Origin of the sequence: Desulfomicrobium apsheronum (genome assembly GCF_900114115.1) — a bacterium.
GTDB classification, from domain to species: Bacteria; Desulfobacterota; Desulfovibrionia; order Desulfovibrionales; family Desulfomicrobiaceae; genus Desulfomicrobium; species Desulfomicrobium apsheronum.
In genome coordinates this window covers 108,141-128,874 of record NZ_FORX01000007.1, presented here as the reverse complement: position 1 = coordinate 128,874, position 20,734 = coordinate 108,141, and the positions used below count along the sequence as shown (strand labels likewise).

Genomic DNA, 20,734 nt, shown 5'->3' with positions numbered 1-20,734 from the left:
GAATCAGGCTACAGATACATGCCGCCATTGATTCCGAGCACCTGACCGGTGATGTATTCAGCCTGGTCGGATGCCAGATAGGCCACGGTGTCGGCGATGGTTTGCGCCGAACCGAGGCGTCCCAGAGGAATGCGTTCGAGATATTTTTCCCGCACGTCCTGGGGGAGAGTTTCAGTCATGTCGGTCTCGATGAACCCCGGCGCGATGGCGTTGACGGTGATGCCGCGCGAGCCAAGCTCAAGTGCGGCGGCCTTGGTCAGCCCGATGAGGCCGGCCTTGGACGCGCAGTAGTTGGCTTGCCCGGCATTGCCCATCTGCCCCACGACGGAGGAAATATTGACGATGCGTCCCTTGCGCTGCTTGAGCATGATCTTGGCTGCCTGCTGCAGGCAGACGAAGGCTCCGGTCAGGTTGATCTGGATCACCTGCTCCCATTGCTCGCGTTTCATGCGCATGATCAGGCCGTCCTTGGTGATGCCCGCATTGTTGACCAGGAGTTCAAGGCTGACCTTGTCCTTGATCTGCGCGGCAAAAAAATCGGCCACGGCGTCCCAGTCGCTGGCGTCGAGCTGAAAGCCCCGGGCAGCGCCACCATCGGCCGCGATTTCCGCGCACACGGCTTCAGCCAGTTCCGGTCTGCTGACGTAAGTGAAATAAACCTGGTACCCCAAGCCTGCAAGTTTTTTTACGATCGCTTTGCCGATCCCTCTTGTGCCGCCGGTGACCAAGGCGGTCCTGACCAGTTCGCTCATGATTGACCTCGTGGTTTTCTTGAAATGTGCGAATTGAGTGGTTACTCAACGACCACTAAAATTGCAACAAGGCCGATGCCCAGGTAAATCCGCCGCCAAAGGCCGTGAGCAGGACCTTCATACCGGGCTGGATGCGGCCGCTGGCCACGGCTTCGGTCAGGGCGATGGGTATGGAAGCTGCGGAAGTGTTTCCGATTCGGTCGACATTGACGTAGATTTTTTCCGAATCCACGTTCAATTTTTTTCCGATGGCTTCGATGATGCGGATATTGGCCTGGTGGGGAATGATGAGGTCGATGTCGTCCGTGGTCAGCCCGTTTTTCTCAAGCAGATTCGCGGAAATTTCCACCATGCAGCGTACGGCGTGCTTGAAGACGTCGCGTCCGTTCATTTCGACAAAATATTCCGGTCCGATGGTCTGGCCAAGGACCGGTTTGCACGCCGAGCCGCCACCGTGGACGGTCAGGAGGCTGCCCACGGAGCCGTCGGCCTTGAGCATGGCGTCGATGACCTTGACGCTTCCGGGGTTTGCCTGTCCGGTGACGATGGCCGCGCCCGCCCCGTCGCCGAAGAGCACGCAGGTGGTGCGGTCCTCGAAGTTGAGGCGCGAGGTGGTCACTTCACTGCCGACGATCAGGATCTTGGCTTCCGGGTACATGCAGGTGTAGGCCCGGGCGGTCTCCAGGCAATATAGAAAGCCGGAGCAGGCTGCGGCCAGATCGAAGGCCGGGATGCCTTTTAGACCCAGCATGTCTTGCAGCAGACAGGCTGTGCTGGGCAGATTGTAGTCTCCGGAAAAGGTACCCACAAAAATATGCGTGAGTTCCTGGGCGGTCATTCCCGCATTTTCCAGGGCTTTGCATGCGGCATTGTAGGCCAGGACGGAGCAGGGCTCGTCGGCCTGGGCGAAATGTCTGGTTGCGATGCCGGTACGCGAGCGAATCCATTCGTCGGAAGTGTCGACGATATGTTCCAGGTCCGAATTCGTTACAAGTGTCCGGGGCAGGTGCAAGCCCAGGCCCGAAATGAAGCACGGTGAAGACATGAGAGGATTCCTACATTCCCTTGAGGGGGGCTGCGTCAAGTTGCAAGGCTAAAGGCCCGCGGCTTCCTGCTTGAGGGCGGAGGCCTTTCCGGTACGGGAGAAGAGGCTCAGTTCCGTGTTGGCGTGCAGGCCTTCCACGAGGTGATCATTGGCCTTTTTCTCCACGAAGATGGCGGCTTGCTGCAGTGCGGTGGTGATGGCCCGCGCATTGGATTTGCCGTGGCAGACAATGGCGATGCCGTTCAGCCCGAGAATGGGGGCGCCACCGTATTCGGCGTAGTCGATTTTCTTGGCGAAACGTTTGAAGGCGGGCAGTGCGATGAGCGTTCCAAGGCGCGACCAGATCGACTTCTTGAGCTCCGTCTTGAGCATGGAAGCCAGGGCCGAACCCAGTCCTTCGCTCAGCTTCAGGGCCACGTTGCCGACGAAACCGTCGCAGACGATGACATCGGTCTCGCCGGTGAAGACGTCACGGCCCTCGACGTTGCCTATAAAATTGAGAGAGGAGCCCTTCAGCAGGGTAAAGGCGTCCTTGGTCAGGCTGTTGCCCTTGCCTTCTTCCTCGCCGATGCTCAAAATGCCGACTTTCGGACTTGAGATGTCCAGCACGCAACGGGCCAACACTTCGGCCATGAGGCCGAACTGGACCAGGTTGTATGGCTTGCAGTCCGCGTTGGCGCCCACGTCAATGAGCACGATGGGTTTTTTGAGTGTTGGCATGATGGAGGCCAGCGCCGGTCTGTCCACGCCGCTTATGCGTCCGAGGATGAACATTCCGCAGGCCAGGGCCGCTCCGGAGTTTCCGGCCGTGACCACGCCGTGGGCCCGGCCTTCGCGCACAAGGCGAAAGGCCACCTGCATGGAGCTGTCCTTCTTGCGCCTGAGCACATCCGAAGGCTTTTCCGCCATGCCGGCCACCTGGGTGGTATGCACGATTTCGAAACGCACGTCCGCATGGGCGTGCCTGTCCAATTCCTTGCGGATGGACGGTTCGTCGCCCACAAGGATGAGTCTGACCCCAGTCTCACGGGCAGCCGCGAGGGAGCCCGGAATGTTTATTTCCGGGCCGAAGTCTCCCCCCATGGCGTCCACGGCGAGACAGATGTCTTTAGGCATCTGCAGCCTTGGTGTACTGGCGTCCCTTGTATTTGCCGCAACCGGGGCAGATGCAGTGGGACAGGCTGGCTTCGCCGCATTCGCAGTACACGACATTGGGGATGGCGACGTGGTCATGGGAGCGACGCATGTTTCTTCTGGACTTGGATGTTTTCTTCTTGGGCAATGGCATGATGGCACCTCTATCTTGAAAGCGATCTAATTGGTTTTGATTTTAAGGCCTTGCAACGCTTTGGCCAAGGGGGATTGGCTGTCTGGGCTGCTGCAGGCGCATGATTCCAGGTTCCTGTTTTTTCCGCATTGCGGGCATAGCCCCAAACACGTGTCGGCGCAAAGTATTTTTTCGGGCAGGGCCAGCAAGAATTCTTCCCACAAAAGGCCCGCCGCGTCCAACTCCCAGCCTGTGTCGATGTTGCGCAGGTGGCTGGGTTCATCATCAAGCAGGTCCACGTCCTCGTGGGCTTCATAGGTGTCGAAATCGTGGTCGATGATCACTTCGGCATCTTCCAGGCATCGGTGACACACTGTTCTGACGGTGCCTTCAATATGGCCCTTGATCAGGTATCCGTCCGGCTGGGGGGCGATGCTCAGCGTGGCCGAGAGAGGCGTGACGATTTCCATGTCATAGTGGAACTCCTGCCAGAGTTCACGCCAGACGTCCTGGTCGTCAAATGAAAATTCCCGACCTTGTGCCGGGAGATCCGTCAGTCCAATCCAATGTTCAACCATGTGTGCACCTCGAAACGGGACGTGTATATGGGGATTCTTTTTCCTGTCAAGGATTTTTACTTGCCATCCCCGGCGTCCGGATATATGGGTCCAAATTCCTCTGGCGGCAAATCATGATCATGGCCGGCCGGAAAGTCTCGGAGCTGCCAGGCCATGACAGCTTAAGATATCAAAGCACTATTTTAGGAGGACGTTATGTCAAAAGTTTGCGATATTTGCGGGAAGGGCCCTCAGGTCGGCAATCATGTCAGCCATGCCAACAACAAGACCAAGCGGCGCTTCATGCCCAATCTTCAGTCTGTCCGCGCTCAGTTGCAGTCCGGCGAAGTGAAACGGATGAAGGTCTGCACCCAGTGCATTCGTTCCGGTGCCGTGACCAAGCCCGCGGTCAACTAGGCTACCCCGTTTTTTTTCAACAAAAAAGGCGACTTGATGTCGCCTTTTTTGTTGCCCGCCGTACTACTTGGCCAACTGCTGGTTGACGAATTCCCAGTTGACCAGCTTGTCCAGAAAATCCTGTAGATAATCGGCCCGTCGGTTCTGGTAATCAAGGTAATATGCGTGCTCCCAGACATCTGCGGTGAGCAGCGCCTTGGCGCCGTGCACCATGGGCGTGTCGGCGTTGCCGGTCTTCATGATTTCGAGCTTTCCGTCCTTTTCCACCAGCCAGGCCCATCCGCTTCCAAACTGGGTCATGCCGGCGTCCTTGAAGGCCTTGGCGAAATTTTCGTAGTTGCCAAATGCCTTGTTGATGCCTGTCGCCACGGCTCCGGTGGGTGCTCCGCCACCTCCGGCCTTCATGCAGCGCCAGTAGAAAGAGTGGTTCCAGACCTGGGCCGCGTTGTTGAAAATGCCTGCCTTGGAGGGGTCGCCCGCCGTGGCCATGACTATTTCCCGCAGCGTCTGTCCTTCGAAATCCGTGCCCGCGATCAGCTTGTTGGTGTTGTCGATGTAGAGCTGATGGTGTTTGCCATGATGAAAGTCAAAGGTCTTGGCGCTGATGCACGGGCTTAAAGCGTCCTTGGCGTAGGGGAGATCCGGGAGCACGAAGATCATACAAGCCTCCTATTTAATGTATAGAACGTGATGCCAATTTGAGCGCGATTCCTGCCCGGAGAGCGGGCAGGGCGTGGAAATTGGAAGGTAGTTCAAAGTGAATCAATGAAAGTAATCTGTCAACAGGAGGACGCGAAAATGTGTGCTCACTTCGAGGGGTGATCAGTACAGGACAAACTTGGCCAGGCGGCCGTCAAGCCCACCGTTCTTGAGGGGTTTTTTCCATTCCGGTTTCAGACCGATGCACTTGAGCCAGGCCCTGTCCCCGAAGTAGACGTACGCCGTGGAGCCGGAACATTGCTTTTTCAGGTGGTCTCCGAACATCTTGAACCACGGGGCCATGTCTTCGCTTTTGCCCAGCCTGATGCCGTAGGGCGGATTGCAGATGATGGTCGTGCCGGTCATGTCGGTCCGCTCGAAGAAGTCCCGGCGTCCGACGATCACCTCGTCCCCGCCGGGCAGCCTGGACATGTTGGTCCGCGTGGCTTCCACTGCGACGGGGTCGATGTCGCTTCCGCGCAGGTCGGCCTCAAGCTCCACTGTGGTTTCGGCGGCGAGTTCCAGATCCCAGAGCCGGGGGTTGAAGTCAGGCAGCCGGTTGAAGCCGAATTTGCGGCGCAGCAGTCCGGCCGGAAGATTGGTGGCATGCATGAAGGCTTCGCACAGAATGGTCCCCGAACCGCAGAGCGGATCAATGAGGGGAGATTTGCCGTCCCAGCCGCTCATGCGGATTATCGCCGCAGCCACGGTTTCGTTCATGGGCGCTTCCACGCTCTGCACGCGGTATCCGCGCCGATGCATGGACCCGCCGGAGACATCCAGGCTGATCGTGCCCACGTCTTCATGGATGTGCAGATGCAGCCACAGATCCGGATCGCGGGGATCGACGCTGGGCCTGATGCCGGTGTGATCCCGGAACCAGTCCGCCACGGCGTCTTTGAGTTTCAGGCCTGCATATTGGGAATGCCCGATGGCGCTTTTGGAGACGTTGGCGAAGATGGCGAAAGTCTGGTCCGCAGTCAGAAAGTCCGTCCAGCGTATGGCCATGCCTGCGTTGTAAAGATCCTGGTCTGCCGGGCATGCGAAACGCGCCAGTGGAGCCAGCACGCGCGAGATCAGCCGCGCGCGGTAAACGATGCGGTAGAGCGCCCGGGCAGAGGCCTTGAAGTGCACGTAGCGAAAGCCGCATGCGCAGTCGGTGGCTCCGAGTTCCTCCAGTTCGGTTCGGGCGAGGTCCTCGATGCCGTCCGCCACCTGGGCGGTATAGGTGTTGTGAAGCTGATAGTCGTACATGGAGTGGACCTTGTGGACGAGATGGACGAGATGGACTCGTCCGGCAGGTCGGGAAAAGGCCCGGTTTCCCGGGCCGTGATTTACAGGGTCAGGGCCTTGCGGAAGCGTTCCTGGGTGCGTTCGCGCCCAAGGACTTCCATGGTTTCAAAGAGCCCCGGGCTCATGGTCGTGCCGGTGATGGCCACGCGAATGGGCTGGGCCAGGGCCTTGAACTTGAGGCCGGTCTCTTCCAGATAGGCGTTCACCATTTCTTCGAGGCTCTTGTGATCAAAGGCCGGCAGTGCTTGCATGCGTTCGGCCAGGATCGCAAGATGCTCCCGTGTTTCGGGAGTGAGGAATTTGGTCACCGCGGCCTCGGCGTAAGGCAGGCTGTGGGCGCCATGCAGGAAGAAGGTCGCCTGCTCGGCCATTTCCTTGAGGGTCTTGGCCCTGGACTGGAAGAGGGGCACGATGGCTTCAAGATAGTCCCGTGCCGGTTCAAAGTCCGTGGTCTGCCGGATCATTTCGTCCAGCAGGCCCGCGAGCCGTGACACATCGCCGATCTTGATGAAGTGGCTGTTGGTCCAGTTGAGCTTGTCCATGTCAAAGACCGAGGCCGATTTGCCAAGGCCGTCAAAAGAGAATTTCTCCAGCAGTTCGGCCATGGTGAAGAGTTCGTCGTCGCCGTGAGACCAGCCCAGACGTACCAGGTAACTGAGCATGGCCTCGGGCAGGTAGCCGAGATCCTTGTACATCATGACCGAGGTCGCGCCGTGGCGCTTGCTCATTTTTTTCTTGTCGGGGCCAAGGATCATGGGCACGTGGCCGAATTTGGGCAGTGGAAAGCCCAGCGCCTCGTAGATGAGGATCTGCTTGGGCGTGTTGTTCTGGTGGTCGTCGCCACGCAGGACGTGAGTAACGCCCATGAGCGCGTCGTCCACGACCACGGCCATCTGATAGATGGAGGAGCCGTCGGCCCGGCGGATGATGAAATCGTCCATTTCCTGCACGTCCCAGGCGATGGGACCCTTGACCGTGTCGTCAAAAACCACCTTGCCCGAAAGCGGAGTCTTGAATCGGACCACCCGTCCCGGTCCGGGCCCAAGTCCCAGTTCCCGGCACTTGCCGTTGTATTTGGGTTTGAGTCCCGCAGCGCGAGCCGTCTCGCGCATCTCTTCAACTTCTTCGGGCGTACAGGAGCAGTAGTAGGCCTTGCCCGTTTCCACGAGCTTGTCCACGTAGCTGTTGTAGAGGTCGCCGCGCTCGCTCTGAAAATAGGGGCCTTCGTCGAAATCAAGACCCAGCCAGTGCATGGCGTCAATGATGGCGTCGGTCATTTCCTGGGTCGAGCGGGCCTGATCTGTGTCCTCGATGCGCAGGATGAACTTGCCGCCGTTCTGACGGGCGTACAGATAATTGAAAAGCGCCGTGCGGGCGCCTCCGATATGCAGATACCCAGTCGGACTGGGGGGAAAACGAGTCACTATTTGAGTCATGTTGCTCTTCCAAAAAAACGGCGAAAAAAACGCCGGCTGGTCCCGCACCCGGACCTTTCGGCCTGGCGGCGTGGGATGAGTGTTGCGTTTGAAATGTGCGGCCGGATTTTTCCGGTCGGGCGGCCTGGTCCGACTAGACGGCTTCGACGGCCTTGATGCCGGGAACCATTTTCTTGACGGCGCGTTCGATGCTGCTCTTGAGCGTCATCTGCGCCATGGGGCAGCCTTTGCAGGCTCCGCTCATGCGCACCTGCACGATGCCGCTGGGCAGAATGTCCACCAGTTCAACGTAGCCGCCGTCGGCCTGCAGAATTGGGCGCACGGTATCGAGCGCCTTTTCGACCTGTTCTCGCATGGCTTGCTCCGGGGCTGGCGCATCGGAAACAGCGTCAGCCGATCTCGATCATTCTTCGAAAAGAAGGCCCGCCATCAGCTTCTCGGGATCGCGCCGTTCGGGGACGGTTTCCTGGGGGATGCTTCCTTCGTTCCATTCCTTGGACACGTAAAGTCCGCAGTAGCAGGCTCCGAATTCAGCCACATCGGGTTCGCGGTACACGCAGGGGCAGAGAATGTCCTGGTCCAGTTCACGCTGGCCCGAAGCCAGGCGGCAGGGACAGGCCATATAGCCGTAACGCTCGCGGTTGATCAGCAGACTCTCCATGAGGTCAAGAACAAAAGCCTTGTCCTTGTTGAAGAAATAGCCTTTGGCTTCCTGCAGGGGCCGCAGTTTTTCGTAAAGTTCTTCGGGAGTCATCATCTCTCCAGCGCTTCTTTGATCTGATCCTGTTTGAAACCGACAATGGCTTCCTCATCCACGAGCAGGGTCGGGAAGGACAGCTTGGGATTGATTTTCTTGATGGCCTCGATGATCTGCTTGCGTTCATCGCCTTCGAGCTTGTCGACAAAGATGCAGTCGTATTTGGCGCCGCAGTCGTCGAGGTATTCCTTGGTTTTCTTGCAATGAATGCAAGTGCTTAAGGCGTAGAGTGTGATGGCTTTTTCAGGCATGGATCCTCCTTGCTATGTCGTGGGCGTTGCGATAGCCCTTGGCCGTCTCTTTGATTGGGATGCTATAAAGATTAATCGCCCCGCCGTCCACGCCGGGATGGGGCTTCACCTCAAGAATGATGGATGTTTCAAGGGAGCCTGCATGATCCATGACGGACACACTGTCACTGCACTCGTCATTACAAAAAATGAAGAAACCCATCTGTCAGAGTGCCTTGCGTCCGTGATTGGCTGGGTTGACGAGGTTGTGGTTCTTGACTCGGGAAGCACTGATAGGACGAAGGAAATTGCGGAACAGTATGGGGCGCGGTTTTATCAGAACTTGGAGTGGCAGGGCTTTGGCCGACAGCGGCAGATAGCCCAAGACTACGTGACTTCGAGTTGGTGCTTTTGGCTTGACGCTGATGAGCGTGTCACTTCAGCACTTCGTGATGAAATACTTTCTGTTTTACGTCAAGGAACTGCTAATAATGTGTATGCTATTCCTCGTTTGAATTGGTTTTTCGGTAGATTTATCAGACATTGTGGCTGGTATCCAAAGCCTGTTGTGCGATTATATCCGTTAGCTTTGACGCATTATGATGATGCAAATGTTCATGAACAAGTTGAAATCCGTGATTCTTTCTGTGTCAAGACATTGGTAAATGATTTGATGCATTATCCATATAAGGACTTGCGTCATTATGTGACAAAATCTGCATCATATGCTAACGATTGGGCTAAAATGAAAGATGCGGAGGGAAAAAAAAGCTCACTGGTTGGGGCTTTTTTTCGAGCTGTGCTGCGTTTTTTTCGCATGTATTTATTTCAGAAAGGGATGCTCGACGGAAAGCAAGGCTTTTTGCTTTGCGTTCTTTCTTCGTACTATACATTTTTAAAATACGCCGAACTTTGGATTTTGGGCCAGGATAAGGAAAAAGAAATACGCAATAGGCACCTGCAGGAACGGCAAAAATAAGGGATGATTCATTTTTGGTTGATTTTTCAAGCTCTTAACTTTTTTTTCGTATTCTAAAAAAGTTGATTTAGTGTTCTCGCTTCAGGCCGAGTGGCGTAGTTTTCTTCCAAAGCTCCAGCGCTCCAGCCAGAACAGCAGTACCGCCAGCCAGACCATGCCGAATCCGGTAAATTGAGTACGGGAGAACGGCTCGTGGTACATGAAGACACCGATCAGGAACTGGATGGTCGGTGCGATGTATTGCAGGATGCCGATCATGGACAGCGGGATGCGATGCGCGGCGGCCGCGAACATGACCAGGGGCGCAGTGGTGACCACGCCCGCGCCGATGAGCAGCAGGTCCGAGCCGGTGCCTGCATGCAGGAACGCTGCTACTCCCGAGAGTTCGCTCCAGCCAAGCCAGGCCAGGGCGGGGACGAGGAGTAGGCCCGTCTCCAGGGTCAGTCCTTCAAAGGCGCCGAGCGGCGCCTTTTTCTTGACCAGGCCGTAGAGGCTGAAGGTCACGGCCAGGGTCAAGGCGATCCAGGGCAGGCGGCCGTAATCGAAGGTCAGGTAGATCACTCCCGCCGCGGCCAGGCCCAGGGGCGCCCATTGCAGGGGGCGCAGTCTTTCGCGCATGAAGAAGACGCCAAGCAGCACCGAGAGCAGTGGATTTATGAAATATCCAAGGCTCGCCTCCACGATATAGCCCGCGTTGACGCTCCAGACATAGATGAACCAGTTCACGCCAATGAGCAGGCTGGCCAGGACATAGCTGCCCCACACCGAGGGGCACAGGCTGCTGCGTAATCTGGCGATGCGCCGGGTCAGGACCAGAAAGATGGCCAGGACCACGAAGGACCAGGTGATGCGATGGCAGAGCAGTTGGGCCGTGGGCACGTGGCCCAAAAGCTTCCAGTAGATGGGCAGCATGCCCCAGCTGGCGTAGGCTCCGATGGCGGCGAGAATACCGGGGTTCATGCTGCTTTCTCCTTGGTGGAACGGATGGAGGACATGTGTGACCTCTGTGGCGCCTAGCGCCAGTCTATGTGGTTTGGTCCAAGCTGCTTCATCTGGGTTTGCACCCAGTGCGCCCTTTGCAGCAGATAGGAAGACGGGCGAGCCGCCGAAAATCTTTTTGGATTCGGGAGCACCGAGGCCAAAAGCGCGGCCTCGCGGGTGGTCAGCCCGGCCGGAGTCTTGCCGAAGAACCGCTTGGCCGCAGCTCCCACGCCGTAGGTGCCGTTACCGAATTCGGCGATGTTCAGATATACTTCGAGGATTCTTTCCTTGGACCAGAGAAGTTCGATCAGCACCGTGAGTCCTGCTTCCAGGCCCTTGCGCACATAGCTGCGCCCGGACCACAGAAAAAGGTTTTTGGCCGTCTGCTGAGAGATGGTGCTCGCCCCCCGGACGCTCTGACTTTTTTTGTTGTGCTCCACGGCCCGCGCGATGGCATCGACGTCGAAGCCGAAATGGTTCGGGAAGTTCTGATCCTCCGCCGCCACCACGGCCAGCGCCATGTGCCTTGGGATGCGCCGCATGGGCGTCCATTCATGCATCACGGCGGGACCGGAAGCCAGCCCCAGCATCCGTTCCGCCTGGCAGGTGATTATGAAGGCGCTGGTGGGCGGCGGCACGAAGCGCAGGATCAGGATGACGGCCACGATTCCCGGCAGAATCCAGCCGACAACGTGCAGGACGCGGCGAAGCGGCCCCCCTGATGCGGCATGCTTCTTTGCGGCTGTGCGCGGCTTGGCGCGCCGGGGGCTGGAAGTGGTTGTCTTGCGTGCCATGTTGGAGCTAGTGAATTTGAAGTGAAGGGCGGCGTACCCGGCCACCGCTTGTGCGCCGGTGTCATGCCAAAGTCAATCCGCCTTGCGATCCGTTAAACAAAGGACGAATACATGAATCATCACCACAATGAAACTCTGGCCACCATCCACGCTCGGCACAGCATTCGACAGTTCGCGCCGCGCGATCTGTCCGAGGACATGGTCATGGCCATGCTCGACGCCGCCAATCAGGCTCCTTCGGCGCACAACCGTCAGTCCTGGAAGTTCGTCATCCTGGAAGGGGAGGCGCGGAGCAATCTGGCCGAGCTGGTCTCTTCGGCCTCCAAGACATTCCAGAAACCGGCCTCGTCGCTCTTGCGCATGGCCGCGCGCAGCATCGCCTCGGCTCCGGTGACCATCGCCGTGATCAACACCGGCGACCTGATAAGTCACGGCACGGAGCTTTTTCATGTCGATCGGGAGATGGGTTTTGACTTCTTCCGCACCATGGAGATCCAGAGTTCGGCCGCGGCCGTGGAAAACCTGCTTTTGGCCGCGACGTCCATGGGTCTTGGCGCTGTATGGCTTGGCATCCTGTACCTGATCAAGGACGAGATCCTGACCTTTCTGCAGGAGCCCAAGGGGGAATTCATGGCCGTCATCCCCGTGGGCCATCCCGTGCGGCCGACCCAGGGGCCAAACAAGAAGCCTCTTCAGAACGTGATCAAGAAAATCTGAACTTCGCAAGGGGGAAGGGCGCATGGCGAAAAAGCGCATCGAGACCGACAGCATGGGACCGATCGAGGTGCCGGAGGATCGCTATTGGGGCGCGCAGACCCAGCGCTCCCTGAAGTACTTCCGCATTGGCGGCGACCTCATGCCCGGGGAGATCATTCACGCCTTGGGCATCCTGAAGCTTGCCTCGGCGCAGGCCAATCTGGAGCTTGGCAAGTTGCCCCGTCGCTTGGCCGAACCCATCATGGCGGCCTGCCGCGAGGTGGTGGAAGGCAAGCTGGCCGGGCATTTTCCCTTGCATGTCTGGCAGACGGGCAGCGGCACCCAGACCAACATGAACGTGAACGAGGTCGTCGCGAACCGGGCCATCGAGCTGCTCGGCGGGACGCTCGGCAGCAAGACGCCCGTGCATCCCAACGATCACGTCAACATGTCCCAGTCATCCAACGACACCTTCCCGGCGGCCATGCACATCGCATCGGCCCTCATGCTCACGGGTGAGGTGATTCCAGCCGTGGCGGCCATGCATGGCGAACTGGCGCGCAAGGCCAAGGAGTGGGACAACATCGTCAAGATCGGGCGCACCCATCTGCAGGACGCCGTGCCCATGACCCTTGGTCAGGAGTTTTCGGGGTATGCGGCCCTGCTGGAGGACAACCTGGAGCGGCTGCGCGGCTGCCTGCCGCATCTGTATCGGCTGGCGCTGGGCGGGACGGCGGTGGGCACGGGCCTGGGCGCGCATCCGGATTTCGCTCGGGTGGCCGCAGGCCGGATTGCCAAACTCACGGGGCTGCCCTTCGTGCCCGCCCCGAATTTTTTCGCGGCCCTCTCGGCCCACGACGCGGTGGTCATGACCTCGGGAGTCCTGAAAACCCTGGCCGGGTCGTTGATGAAGATCGCCAACGATATCCGCTGGCTGGCCTCGGGTCCGCGCGCGGGGCTGGGCGAGCTGATCCTGCCTGCCAACGAGCCCGGGTCGTCCATAATGCCCGGCAAGGTCAACCCGACCCAGTCCGAGGCCATGACCATGGTCTGCGTGCAGGTCATGGGACTGGACGTGGCGGTGGGCATGGCCGGCTCCCAGGGCAATTTCGAGCTCAATGTCTTCAAACCCGTCATGATCTTCAACCTGCTGACGAGCATGCGCCTTTTGACCGATGCCTGCGCGAGCTTCACCGTTCACGCGTTGACTGGCCTTGCGCCCGACGAGACGGTCATCGCCCGGCATGTGGGAAATTCGCTCATGCTGGTCACGGCCCTCTCGCCGGTCATCGGCTACGACAAAGCCGCCGAGGTGGCGCACAAGGCTCATGTGGAGGGCTTGACCCTGAGGGAGGCCTGTCTTGCGCTCGGCTATCTGGACGGGGACGCCTTCGACAGCCTGGTCCGACCCTTGGACATGGCCAGGCCTCACGGCATCGGCTGAAGCGGTACGCCATTCACATTTTTGAGTCGGACCCGGCTCATGACGCCGGGTGTGTGAATAGGTTCAGGATGATTGCGTTTTTTTGGCGCCAAGCTCCGCCAGTCGGATATACTTCTGAAAGGCATAGAAGAACGAGTTGACCGCCAGCACGAATCCGGCCTTGCCGTCCAGAAAACCCCGCCTGAAAAAATAGATCTTCATGAACCTGGCCAGCCCGTGGCCGATGGCCGTGGCCACGCCCGCCCGCTTTCCCTTGGCGTGCATTTCTTCGGCGGCGATCTGCGTGTAGTAGTTTATCTTTTCCACATGCTGCTTCAGGTTTTCGTAGGGGTAGTGGATGATGTCTCCGGCCAGGCGCCGGGTCTTTCCTTTTGTTTCAAATCCGTAGTGCGGCCCGGAGACATGCACGCCCGTGTCGGCCAGCTTGAAGACGCGGGGCAGCAGGTCCGGGTACCAGCCGCTATGGCGCAGGAAGCGGTCGAAATAGTAGGAGGTGCGGGGGCAGAGAAAGGCGCTCATGTCTGAAGGGTCCTGGAGCGCCTGGATGACGGACGCCCGCAGCTCATCGGACAGGATTTCGTCCTGGTCCAGGGAGACCACCCAGGGCGTGGCGATGTGTTCGAAGGCGAGCTCGAACTGCTTTTTGGGCCCGGGCCAGGGGTTGACCAGCACCTGGGCTCCGTGAGCGGCGGCGATGTCTGCCGTTGCGTCAGTGCTGCCGGAGTCCACGACCAGGATCCGGTCGCAGAAATCCAGGGACGTGAGGCATGCGTCGAGATGTCTTGCCCCGTTCAGGGTCAGGATCAGGCCTGTCACTTCCGGCTTAGCCAAGGCCTTTCTCCTCCAGACCGCGCAGGATGGACTCGAACACGGCCTCCGGATTGCGGCCCGCGTCCACGACCAGGAAGCGGCCGCGGTGCAGTGCGGCCCAGGTCAGATAGCCTTCGCGGATGCGGGTATGAAAAGCCATGCTCTCGGCTTCGAAGCGGCCCTCGGTGGCGGTCTTGTTGTCCTGCATGTTGCGCGTCAGGGCACGCTTCAGGCCGATCTCCGGCTCCACGTCCAGGAGGATCGTCACGTCCGGCCAGAGCCCTTGCACGGCCACGTCGTTCAGGTGATGCAGAAGGCTCGGATCAAGGCCGCGTCCGTAGCCCTGATAGACCACGGTGGAGTCGGCGAAGCGGTCGCAGATCACGGTCCTGCCGTCTTCCATGGCTGGCCGGATGACCGAGGACACGTGCTGGGCGCGGTCGGCCAGATACAGAAAAAGCTCGCTGGTGGAGGACAGGTCGCTGTTCTTGGGATCGAGCAGGATGCGCCTGAGTTCCTTTCCCAGACGGCTGCCGCCGGGTTCAAGAGTGTGCAGGACGTCGTGCCCCTGTCGCACGAAATGTTCGATGAGCTTTTTGCACTGCGTGGATTTTCCGCAGCCCTCCATGCCTTCAAAAGTGAGAAACATGCTTCCTCCCTACTGGTTGCCGGATGTTGGAGTGATGCCCATGGCTTTTAAAAGGGGCGATTCCTCGGATTTGGGCGTCGCTTTTTTGGGCGTTTTGGGCTGCGGTTCCGCCGCCGTGGTCGCGACCGGCGTGCGCATGGGCTGGTACAGGTAGCGGCCAAGAGTGCGGTGGTATTCGCTCCAGCCGCCGATTTCCTCGCCGTCGGGCGCGGTCAGGGCTCCGTGAACGGTATTGATCTTGGCGTCCAGATTGTCCGCGTAGTGCAGCACAAAAGCCTCCACGGTCTGGGGCAGGCAGGGTGACCCGAAGGCCAGCTCGCCATGATGGGCGACGATGAGGTGCTTGAGGTGCATGGCCAGTTCTTCGGGCAGATCCCTGGTCTTGCGCAGGAAAGGCTCCAGGACCTCAAGGCCGATCTGGATGTGTCCCAGCAGACGGCCGGCATCGGTGTATTCGCGGCTTATGCCGTGCGAGAGCTCGAAGGCCTTGCCCAGATCGTGGAAAAGGGCGGCCACGAGCAGAATTTCCCTGTCGATTCCCGGATAGAGCCTGGACAGGGCGCTGCAGATGCGCATGATGGCCAGGGTGTGCTCAAGGAGCCCTCCGGCATAGGCGTGATGGATGGACTTGGCTCCGGGCGCGCTCAAGAGGGACGCGCGGATGCGGTCGTCGTGCAGCACGCTCTTGCACAGGGCCTTCCATGGTTTGAAGGTCAGTTCGGTGCCGAGGAATTCTTCCATTTCACGAAGAAGGTCCTCGGGAGGAATGGCGGAGGACGGCAGAAAGTCGGTCAGGTCCAGGCCCGCTTCACGCGGATCGATGACGGCCATGTCGCTTATGTTCATCTGCAGCTGGTCCTTGAAGGAAGCCACCTGACCGTTCACGGCCACGAATTGCTCTGCCTGCAGGGCTTCGAATTGCTGGCTCTGGGGATACCAGATCCTGGCCTCGATGTTGCCGGTGCGATCGGTCAGGGTCAGTTGCCAGTAGGGACCGTTCTTGGCTTCCTTGCGCTGGGCCTTGGACAGGGCAAAGACCTCGGAAATCGAATTTCCTTCAGCCAAATCGCGTACGTATGTTTTTTTGTGCTTCATTAAGTTGCTATTCCTGCATGCATGAGGTAATGGCGCAAACGAGGGCGAGGTCGATATTTTCTAAGATAATTGGGCAGTTGCACAATATTCAAATGACTTTCGCGTGTTCGTTTCCCACTTCGTCTACAGGCAAGTTTTCAGCTTTGGCAAGAGGCCGGACGTATCCGGCCGGATTGACGACCAGAATTGGCGGGGCGTGTCCTTTTTTCATACCCACGAAAGAAACCCCAACACTTTATCGAGCGGTTATGTCCAAAAAGAAAGGTCAAGCAAAGGTGACGATTTATCCGGATTGGTGTAAGGGCTGCGGGATATGCGCGGCTTTTTGCCCGTCCAAGGTGCTCGAACTCTGGCCGGACGGCAAGGCACATGTGGTGCGTGAGGAAGACTGCGTGAATTGCGGATTCTGTGAGCTGCATTGCCCGGATTTCGCGATCTCCGTTACCCCCAGGGAGATCAGCCGCAGGAAGACCGACGCGTTTGATGCCTCCAAGGGCGGGCCTTTGGACCCGTCCGCAGGCACCGACCCGGGTCCGGAGGAAAATGTTGGAACACCTAACCGGGAAGACGAACATGGCGACAAAAAAGCGTAAGAAAACGGAAATATTCGCACTCGGCAATGAAGCGGTGGTCGAGGGTGCGCTCCTGGCCGGTTGCAACTTCTATGCGGGTTACCCCATAACCCCGTCCACGGAAATCGCCGAGGTCATGTCCGCGCGGCTGCCTCTGGTCAAGGACGGGGTGTTCATCCAGATGGAGGACGAGATCGCCAGCATGGGCGCCATCATCGGCGCGTCCCTGGCCGGTCGCAAGTCCATGACCGCCACTTCCGGCCCGGGTTTTTCTCTCATGCAGGAGAACCTTGGCTATGCGTGCATGACCGAGGTGCCCCTGGTCGTGGTCAACGTCATGCGCGGGGGGCCCAGTACCGGCCTGCCGACCAGCCCGGCCCAGGGCGATGTGCAGCAGGCCCGCTGGGGCTGTCACGGGGATCATCCCATCATCGTCCTTTCGGCCAGCGACGTGCAGGAATGTCTGGAAATGACCGTCGTGGCCTTCAATTTCGCCGAAAAATACCGCACGCCCGTCATCCTGCTTCTCGACGAGATCACGGCCCACACCCGGGAAAAGATCTCCATTCCCGGCCCCGAGGATTTTGAGATCCTGGCCCGCGTGACCCCGGCCATGCCGCCAGAGTGGTATGTGTCCTACGAAGAGACCATGCGCGGGGTTCCGGCCCTGCCACCCCTTGGCTCCGGGTACCGCTTCCATGTCACGGGACTGACCCATGACCAGAACGGATTCCCGACCTCGAAGCCCGACGAGGTCAAGGCGCTGATGCACCGGCAGTTCCGCAAGATCGACCAGTTCTTCTACGACATCCAGCTTTTCGACGAGGTCAACTGCGAGGATGCGGAAGTGGTCGTTCTGGCGTACGGTTGCGTGGCCCGATCGGCGGAACTTGCCGTGCACATGGCCCGCGAACGCGGGGTCAAGGCCGGGCTCCTGAAGCTCAAGACCCTCTTCCCCTTCCCCAAGACTGCGGTGCAGGCCCTGGCGCGGCAATGCAAGGCGCTCATCGTGCCCGAGATGAACATGGGGCAGATCTCGCGCGAGGTGAAGCGGGTCAACAACGGCCTGACCCACGTCATTACCAACAACCGCGTTGACGGCCAGATCATCACTCCCTCGGAAATCTTCAAAAATATCATGCAGGCGTGACCATGGCACAGGTAACACAACTCATTCACGACTATCTCAGGCATAACAAGAAGTTCCCCCATGTCTACTGCGCGGGCTGCGGCCACGGCATCGTGCTCGGCTCCCTCATCCGCAGCGTGCATCGCCTGGGCTACGCCAAGGACGATGTCGTGCTCGTGGCCGGCATCGGCTGCTCCGGGCGCATGGCCGTGTACGTGGACTTCAACACCGTGCACACCACTCACGGCCGGGCCCTGACCTTCGCCACGGGCATCAAGATGGCCAACCCGGCGCTCAAGGTCATCGTGGTCATGGGCGACGGCGACGCCATGTCCATCGGCGGCAACCATCTCATCCACGCCGCCAGGCGCAACATCGGGCTGACGGCGCTGGTGCTCAACAACAACATCTACGGCATGACCGGCGGCCAGGCCTCGCCGACCAGCCCCGAGGGGACCGTCTCCGCGACGTCTCCTTTCGGCCAGCTGGAACGCAGTTTCGACATCGTGGACATGGCCATGGCCAGCGGCGCCAGTTACGTGGCCCGCGGCACGGTCCTGCACGCCAACATGCTCGACGGCCTCATCTCGGACGCCCTGGAGAAACCGGGCTTCAATCTGGTTGAAATCCTGACGCCCTGCCATACCCAGTATGGCCGCAAAAACAAGTTCAAGACCGTGGTGGACATGTACCAGTGGTACAAGAAAAACACGGTCAAGCTTGACCGCTATGCTCAGCTCGCCCCGGAAGAGAAGCCAAAATTCACGCCCATCGGCGTGTTCAGGGACGAGATGCGGCAGGGTCTGGAAGTGCGTTATGAGGAACTGCGCAACAAGCTTCAGGAGCAGCGAAATGCCTAAGCAGCACGAACTGAATCGATTTGAGATACGGCTTTCCGGCACGGGCGGCCAGGGCATCCTGACCCTGGGCAAGATCATGGGCCAGGTGCTGGCCATCGACCACGGCTTTTACGTCACGCAGACCCAAAGTTACGGCCCCGAGGCCCGGGGCGGAGCGAGCCGGGCCGATCTGGTCATAAGTTCACACAGAATCAGCTATCCAAAGCCCGTGAATCTTGACATGCTCGTGGCTCTCAGTCAGGAGGCCTGCAACCTGTATTTTCGCAACCTGAAGCCAACCGGCTTCCTGTTGGTCGATACATCGCTCGTGACGCAGACTCCTTCCAACATATACTGGGGGCTGCCGTTCACGAACATGGCCCGGGACAGGATCGGCATGCCTCAGACCACCAACATAATCTGCCTTGGGGCGCTGAGTCATTTTCTGCCGTTCATGAATTTCGCCAATGTGAAAAAGGCCCTGGCATCGGTCCTGCCGGCCAAGATCCTGGACGTGAACGTCAAGGCTCTGACCCTAGGGCACAGTCAGGCCAAGAAACTTTATCCGGACGCACCCGAAAAATGGACATTCTTCTCACCAATGACGATGGAATCAGAGCAGTAGGACTGCGCGCCCTTTACGGCGCCTTGATCAAAGCCGGACACAGGGTGCACGTGGCTGCACCCATGACTGAGCAGAGCGCGGTGGGGCATTCGGTGACCCTGTTTTCTCCACTGAGGGTCAAGCAGGTGGAGGAAACAGGGTTTTCCGGCCTTGGCATTTCCGGCACACCGGCGGATTGCGTCAAGCTGGCTCTCAGCCACCTTTTGCCTAAACGACCGGACATGATCGTGTCGGGCATCAACTCGGGCGCCAACGTGGGCGTGGATGTGCTCTATTCGGGCACGGTGTCCGCGGCCACCGAAGGGGCCCTGGCGGGTATTCCGGCCATGGCCGTGTCCGTGGACGATTTTCATCCCGAAGAGCTGTCCGCCCAGGCCGAATACGCGGTACGGATGCTCGACGGGGAGTTCTGGTCCACCTTCCCCCGGCACTGCGTGCTGAATCTCAATTTTCCCGCCGGACCGTTTGAAAACGCCAAGGGGCTCAAGGTCTGCAGCCAGACTTCGTCCACCTACCGGGACTGGTACGACGAGCGAAACGACCCCCGGGGGAATCCCTATTACTGGCTGTGCGGGGTCATCCCGCCGGAAAATGTGGAACCCGAATCGGATCGGGGATATCTGAGCCGAGGTTACATAACCGCGACCCCGTTGACTTTTGATCTGACTCATGCCGGATATCTGGATACGTTGACCCGGCATCTGGCCAAGAACGAATAACCGCCTTTCAAGGAGACGATCATGCCCCTGACCACACCCAAGGAAATGTTTGCCCGAGGTTACGCCGAAGGTTTCGCCATCGGTGGTTTCAACGTGAACAACATGGAAATCATCCAGGGCATCATGGAGGCCGGAAACCTCGAAAAATCCCCCCTTATCCTGCAGGTTTCCGCCGGCGCCCGCCGCTATGCCGGGCAGGGGTACATCATCAAGCTCATGGAAGCCGCCCTGGCCGAGAATGATTTGCCGGTCTGTCTGCACCTCGACCATGGTCAGAATTTCGAGATCTGCAAGGAAGTCATCGACGGCGGTTTCACCTCCGTCATGATCGACGGTTCGCATCTGTCCTTCGAGGAAAATATTGCCCTGACCAAACAGGTCGTGGCCTACGCCCATGATCGCGGCGTGTGGGTCGAGGCGGAGCTTGGACAGTTGGCTGGCGTCGAGGACGACGTGGACGTGGAGCACAGCGTGTACACCAACCCTGACCAGGCCGCCGAGTTTGTCGGTCGCACGGGTTGCGACTCCCTGGCCATCGCCATCGGCACCAGTCACGGAGCCTACAAGTTCGCGGGCGAGGCCAAGCTCGACTTTGACCGCCTGGAGAAGATAAAGGCCCTCCTGCCCGGCTACCCCATCGTGCTGCACGGTGCGTCTTCCGTGCCCCAGGAATTTGTGGACATGGCCAACCAGTACGGCGCCAAGATTGCCGGTGCCAAGGGCGTGCCCGAAGATCTGCTGCGCAAGGCGGCCGCCTCGGCCGTGTGCAAGATCAACATCGACACGGATATCCGTCTGGCTATGACTGCCACCATCCGCAAGTACCTGGCCGAAAATCCGTCCCATTTCGATCCGCGTCAGTATCTGCTGGTGGCCAGGGATGCGGTGCGGGATATGGTTGCGCACAAGATCAGGAACGTTCTGGGTTCATCAAATAAAATTTAAGTGG

General features: G+C 59.0%; 26 protein-coding genes. 10 read left to right on the top strand and 16 right to left on the bottom strand.

Annotated elements, in window-relative coordinates; translation table 11 throughout:
- Positions 1-8: 8 nt before the first annotated feature.
- The 5 genes from fabG to BMZ40_RS09115 are packed head-to-tail and all read right to left on the bottom strand — an operon-like array spanning position 9 to position 3,642.
- Positions 9-752, bottom strand: a complete 744-nt coding sequence (fabG, locus tag BMZ40_RS09135) for a 3-oxoacyl-[acyl-carrier-protein] reductase (RefSeq protein WP_092374407.1) — start codon at positions 750-752, stop codon at positions 9-11.
- A gap of 55 nt (positions 753-807) precedes the next feature.
- On the bottom strand, positions 808-1,797 hold the full coding sequence (locus BMZ40_RS09130) for a beta-ketoacyl-ACP synthase III (RefSeq protein ID WP_092374404.1): 990 nt from the start codon (positions 1,795-1,797) through the stop codon (positions 808-810).
- 48 nt (positions 1,798-1,845) lie between these two features.
- Positions 1,846-2,913 (bottom strand): phosphate acyltransferase PlsX, encoded by a 1,068-nt coding sequence (gene plsX, locus BMZ40_RS09125; protein WP_092374401.1) that lies wholly within the window; start codon positions 2,911-2,913, stop codon positions 1,846-1,848.
- A complete protein-coding gene (gene rpmF / locus BMZ40_RS09120) occupies positions 2,906-3,085 on the bottom strand; it encodes a 50S ribosomal protein L32 (protein ID WP_012805285.1) in 180 nt (59 codons plus the stop codon). Before rpmF ends, plsX begins: the two co-directional genes overlap by 8 nt.
- Positions 3,086-3,111: 26 nt before the next feature.
- Positions 3,112-3,642 (bottom strand): YceD family protein, encoded by a 531-nt coding sequence (locus tag BMZ40_RS09115; RefSeq protein ID WP_092374398.1) that lies wholly within the window; start codon positions 3,640-3,642, stop codon positions 3,112-3,114.
- 195 nt (positions 3,643-3,837) lie between these two features.
- On the opposite strand from BMZ40_RS09115, the gene rpmB reads away from it, so the two are divergent.
- Entirely contained in the window at positions 3,838-4,038 is a 201-nt protein-coding gene (gene rpmB, locus BMZ40_RS09110) for a 50S ribosomal protein L28 (protein WP_092374395.1), read from the top strand.
- A gap of 63 nt (positions 4,039-4,101) precedes the next feature.
- Here rpmB and BMZ40_RS09105 read toward each other — a convergent pair whose 3' ends face one another.
- From BMZ40_RS09105 to BMZ40_RS09080, 6 genes are all read right to left on the bottom strand, one after another.
- A complete protein-coding gene (locus BMZ40_RS09105; RefSeq protein ID WP_092374392.1) occupies positions 4,102-4,698 on the bottom strand; it encodes a superoxide dismutase in 597 nt (198 codons plus the stop codon).
- A gap of 162 nt (positions 4,699-4,860) precedes the next feature.
- Positions 4,861-5,991: a THUMP domain-containing class I SAM-dependent RNA methyltransferase gene (locus BMZ40_RS09100; RefSeq protein ID WP_092374389.1), complete on the bottom strand. Its 1,131-nt coding sequence runs from the start codon at positions 5,989-5,991 to the stop codon at positions 4,861-4,863.
- 80 nt (positions 5,992-6,071) lie between these two features.
- Entirely contained in the window at positions 6,072-7,466 is a 1,395-nt protein-coding gene (gltX, locus tag BMZ40_RS09095) for a glutamate--tRNA ligase (RefSeq protein WP_092374386.1), read from the bottom strand.
- Between the two features lie 133 nt (positions 7,467-7,599).
- Positions 7,600-7,821: a NifU family protein gene (locus tag BMZ40_RS09090; RefSeq protein ID WP_092374382.1), complete on the bottom strand. Its 222-nt coding sequence runs from the start codon at positions 7,819-7,821 to the stop codon at positions 7,600-7,602.
- Positions 7,822-7,869: 48 nt separating this feature from the next.
- Positions 7,870-8,220, bottom strand: a complete 351-nt coding sequence (locus BMZ40_RS09085; RefSeq protein ID WP_092374379.1) for a ferredoxin-thioredoxin reductase catalytic domain-containing protein — start codon at positions 8,218-8,220, stop codon at positions 7,870-7,872.
- A complete protein-coding gene (locus BMZ40_RS09080) occupies positions 8,220-8,474 on the bottom strand; it encodes a glutaredoxin family protein (protein ID WP_092374376.1) in 255 nt (84 codons plus the stop codon). The genes BMZ40_RS09085 and BMZ40_RS09080 overlap by 1 nt, the downstream gene beginning before the upstream one ends.
- On the opposite strand from BMZ40_RS09080, the gene BMZ40_RS09075 reads away from it, so the two are divergent.
- Positions 8,458-9,432: a glycosyltransferase family 2 protein gene (locus BMZ40_RS09075; RefSeq protein WP_218143755.1), complete on the top strand. Its 975-nt coding sequence runs from the start codon at positions 8,458-8,460 to the stop codon at positions 9,430-9,432. The genes BMZ40_RS09080 and BMZ40_RS09075 overlap by 17 nt on opposite strands.
- An 81-nt stretch (positions 9,433-9,513) precedes the next feature.
- Here BMZ40_RS09075 and rarD read toward each other — a convergent pair whose 3' ends face one another.
- Together rarD and mtgA are read right to left on the bottom strand one after the other, a co-directional pair.
- The gene (gene rarD / locus BMZ40_RS09070) at positions 9,514-10,392 is read right to left on the bottom strand and encodes an EamA family transporter RarD (RefSeq protein WP_092374373.1); all 879 of its coding nucleotides are present in this window, start codon (positions 10,390-10,392) and stop codon (positions 9,514-9,516) included.
- Between the two features lie 53 nt (positions 10,393-10,445).
- Entirely contained in the window at positions 10,446-11,207 is a 762-nt protein-coding gene (gene mtgA / locus BMZ40_RS09065; RefSeq protein ID WP_245751069.1) for a monofunctional biosynthetic peptidoglycan transglycosylase, read from the bottom strand.
- A gap of 111 nt (positions 11,208-11,318) precedes the next feature.
- Here mtgA and BMZ40_RS09060 point away from each other — a divergent pair, with 111 nt between their 5' ends.
- Positions 11,319-11,924, top strand: a complete 606-nt coding sequence (locus tag BMZ40_RS09060; protein ID WP_092374367.1) for a nitroreductase family protein — start codon at positions 11,319-11,321, stop codon at positions 11,922-11,924.
- 22 nt (positions 11,925-11,946) lie between these two features.
- Positions 11,947-13,347, top strand: coding sequence for a class II fumarate hydratase (gene fumC / locus BMZ40_RS09055; RefSeq protein ID WP_092374364.1), 1,401 nt, complete (start codon positions 11,947-11,949; stop codon positions 13,345-13,347).
- A 63-nt stretch (positions 13,348-13,410) separates the two neighbouring features.
- On the opposite strand, the gene BMZ40_RS09050 is transcribed toward fumC, so the two are convergent.
- From BMZ40_RS09050 to BMZ40_RS09040, 3 genes are read right to left on the bottom strand one after another with little or no spacing between them, the layout of a single operon-like run.
- On the bottom strand, positions 13,411-14,178 hold the full coding sequence (locus tag BMZ40_RS09050; RefSeq protein WP_092374361.1) for a glycosyltransferase family 2 protein: 768 nt from the start codon (positions 14,176-14,178) through the stop codon (positions 13,411-13,413).
- Positions 14,171-14,806 (bottom strand): dTMP kinase, encoded by a 636-nt coding sequence (gene tmk / locus BMZ40_RS09045; protein WP_092374358.1) that lies wholly within the window; start codon positions 14,804-14,806, stop codon positions 14,171-14,173. Before tmk ends, BMZ40_RS09050 begins: the two co-directional genes overlap by 8 nt.
- Before the next feature lie 9 nt (positions 14,807-14,815).
- Positions 14,816-15,901 carry a 3'-5' exoribonuclease YhaM family protein gene (locus BMZ40_RS09040; RefSeq protein ID WP_092374355.1) on the bottom strand — a complete coding sequence of 362 codons (1,086 nt, stop codon included), beginning with the start codon at positions 15,899-15,901 and terminating at the stop codon, positions 14,816-14,818.
- Positions 15,902-16,149: 248 nt separating this feature from the next.
- Between BMZ40_RS09040 and BMZ40_RS09035 the strand changes: the two genes are divergently transcribed.
- Genes BMZ40_RS09035 through fba form a run of 6 tightly spaced genes read left to right on the top strand, consistent with a single transcriptional unit; the run spans position 16,150 to position 20,730 of the window.
- Entirely contained in the window at positions 16,150-16,494 is a 345-nt protein-coding gene (locus BMZ40_RS09035; protein WP_092189254.1) for a 4Fe-4S dicluster domain-containing protein, read from the top strand.
- Entirely contained in the window at positions 16,475-17,623 is a 1,149-nt protein-coding gene (locus BMZ40_RS09030; RefSeq protein WP_092374352.1) for a 2-oxoacid:acceptor oxidoreductase subunit alpha, read from the top strand. Before BMZ40_RS09035 ends, BMZ40_RS09030 begins: the two co-directional genes overlap by 20 nt.
- 2 nt (positions 17,624-17,625) lie before the next feature.
- Positions 17,626-18,462, top strand: a complete 837-nt coding sequence (locus tag BMZ40_RS09025) for a 2-oxoacid:ferredoxin oxidoreductase subunit beta (RefSeq protein ID WP_092189250.1) — start codon at positions 17,626-17,628, stop codon at positions 18,460-18,462.
- Complete coding sequence (locus BMZ40_RS09020; RefSeq protein WP_092189248.1) at positions 18,455-19,066, top strand: 2-oxoacid:acceptor oxidoreductase family protein; 612 nt, start codon at positions 18,455-18,457, stop codon at positions 19,064-19,066. The genes BMZ40_RS09025 and BMZ40_RS09020 overlap by 8 nt, the downstream gene beginning before the upstream one ends.
- Positions 19,024-19,785, top strand: coding sequence for a 5'/3'-nucleotidase SurE (surE, locus tag BMZ40_RS09015; RefSeq protein WP_092374349.1), 762 nt, complete (start codon positions 19,024-19,026; stop codon positions 19,783-19,785). Before BMZ40_RS09020 ends, surE begins: the two co-directional genes overlap by 43 nt.
- Positions 19,786-19,806: 21 nt before the next feature.
- Positions 19,807-20,730 (top strand): class II fructose-1,6-bisphosphate aldolase, encoded by a 924-nt coding sequence (gene fba, locus BMZ40_RS09010; protein ID WP_092189244.1) that lies wholly within the window; start codon positions 19,807-19,809, stop codon positions 20,728-20,730.
- The last annotated feature ends 4 nt before the right edge of the window (positions 20,731-20,734 follow it).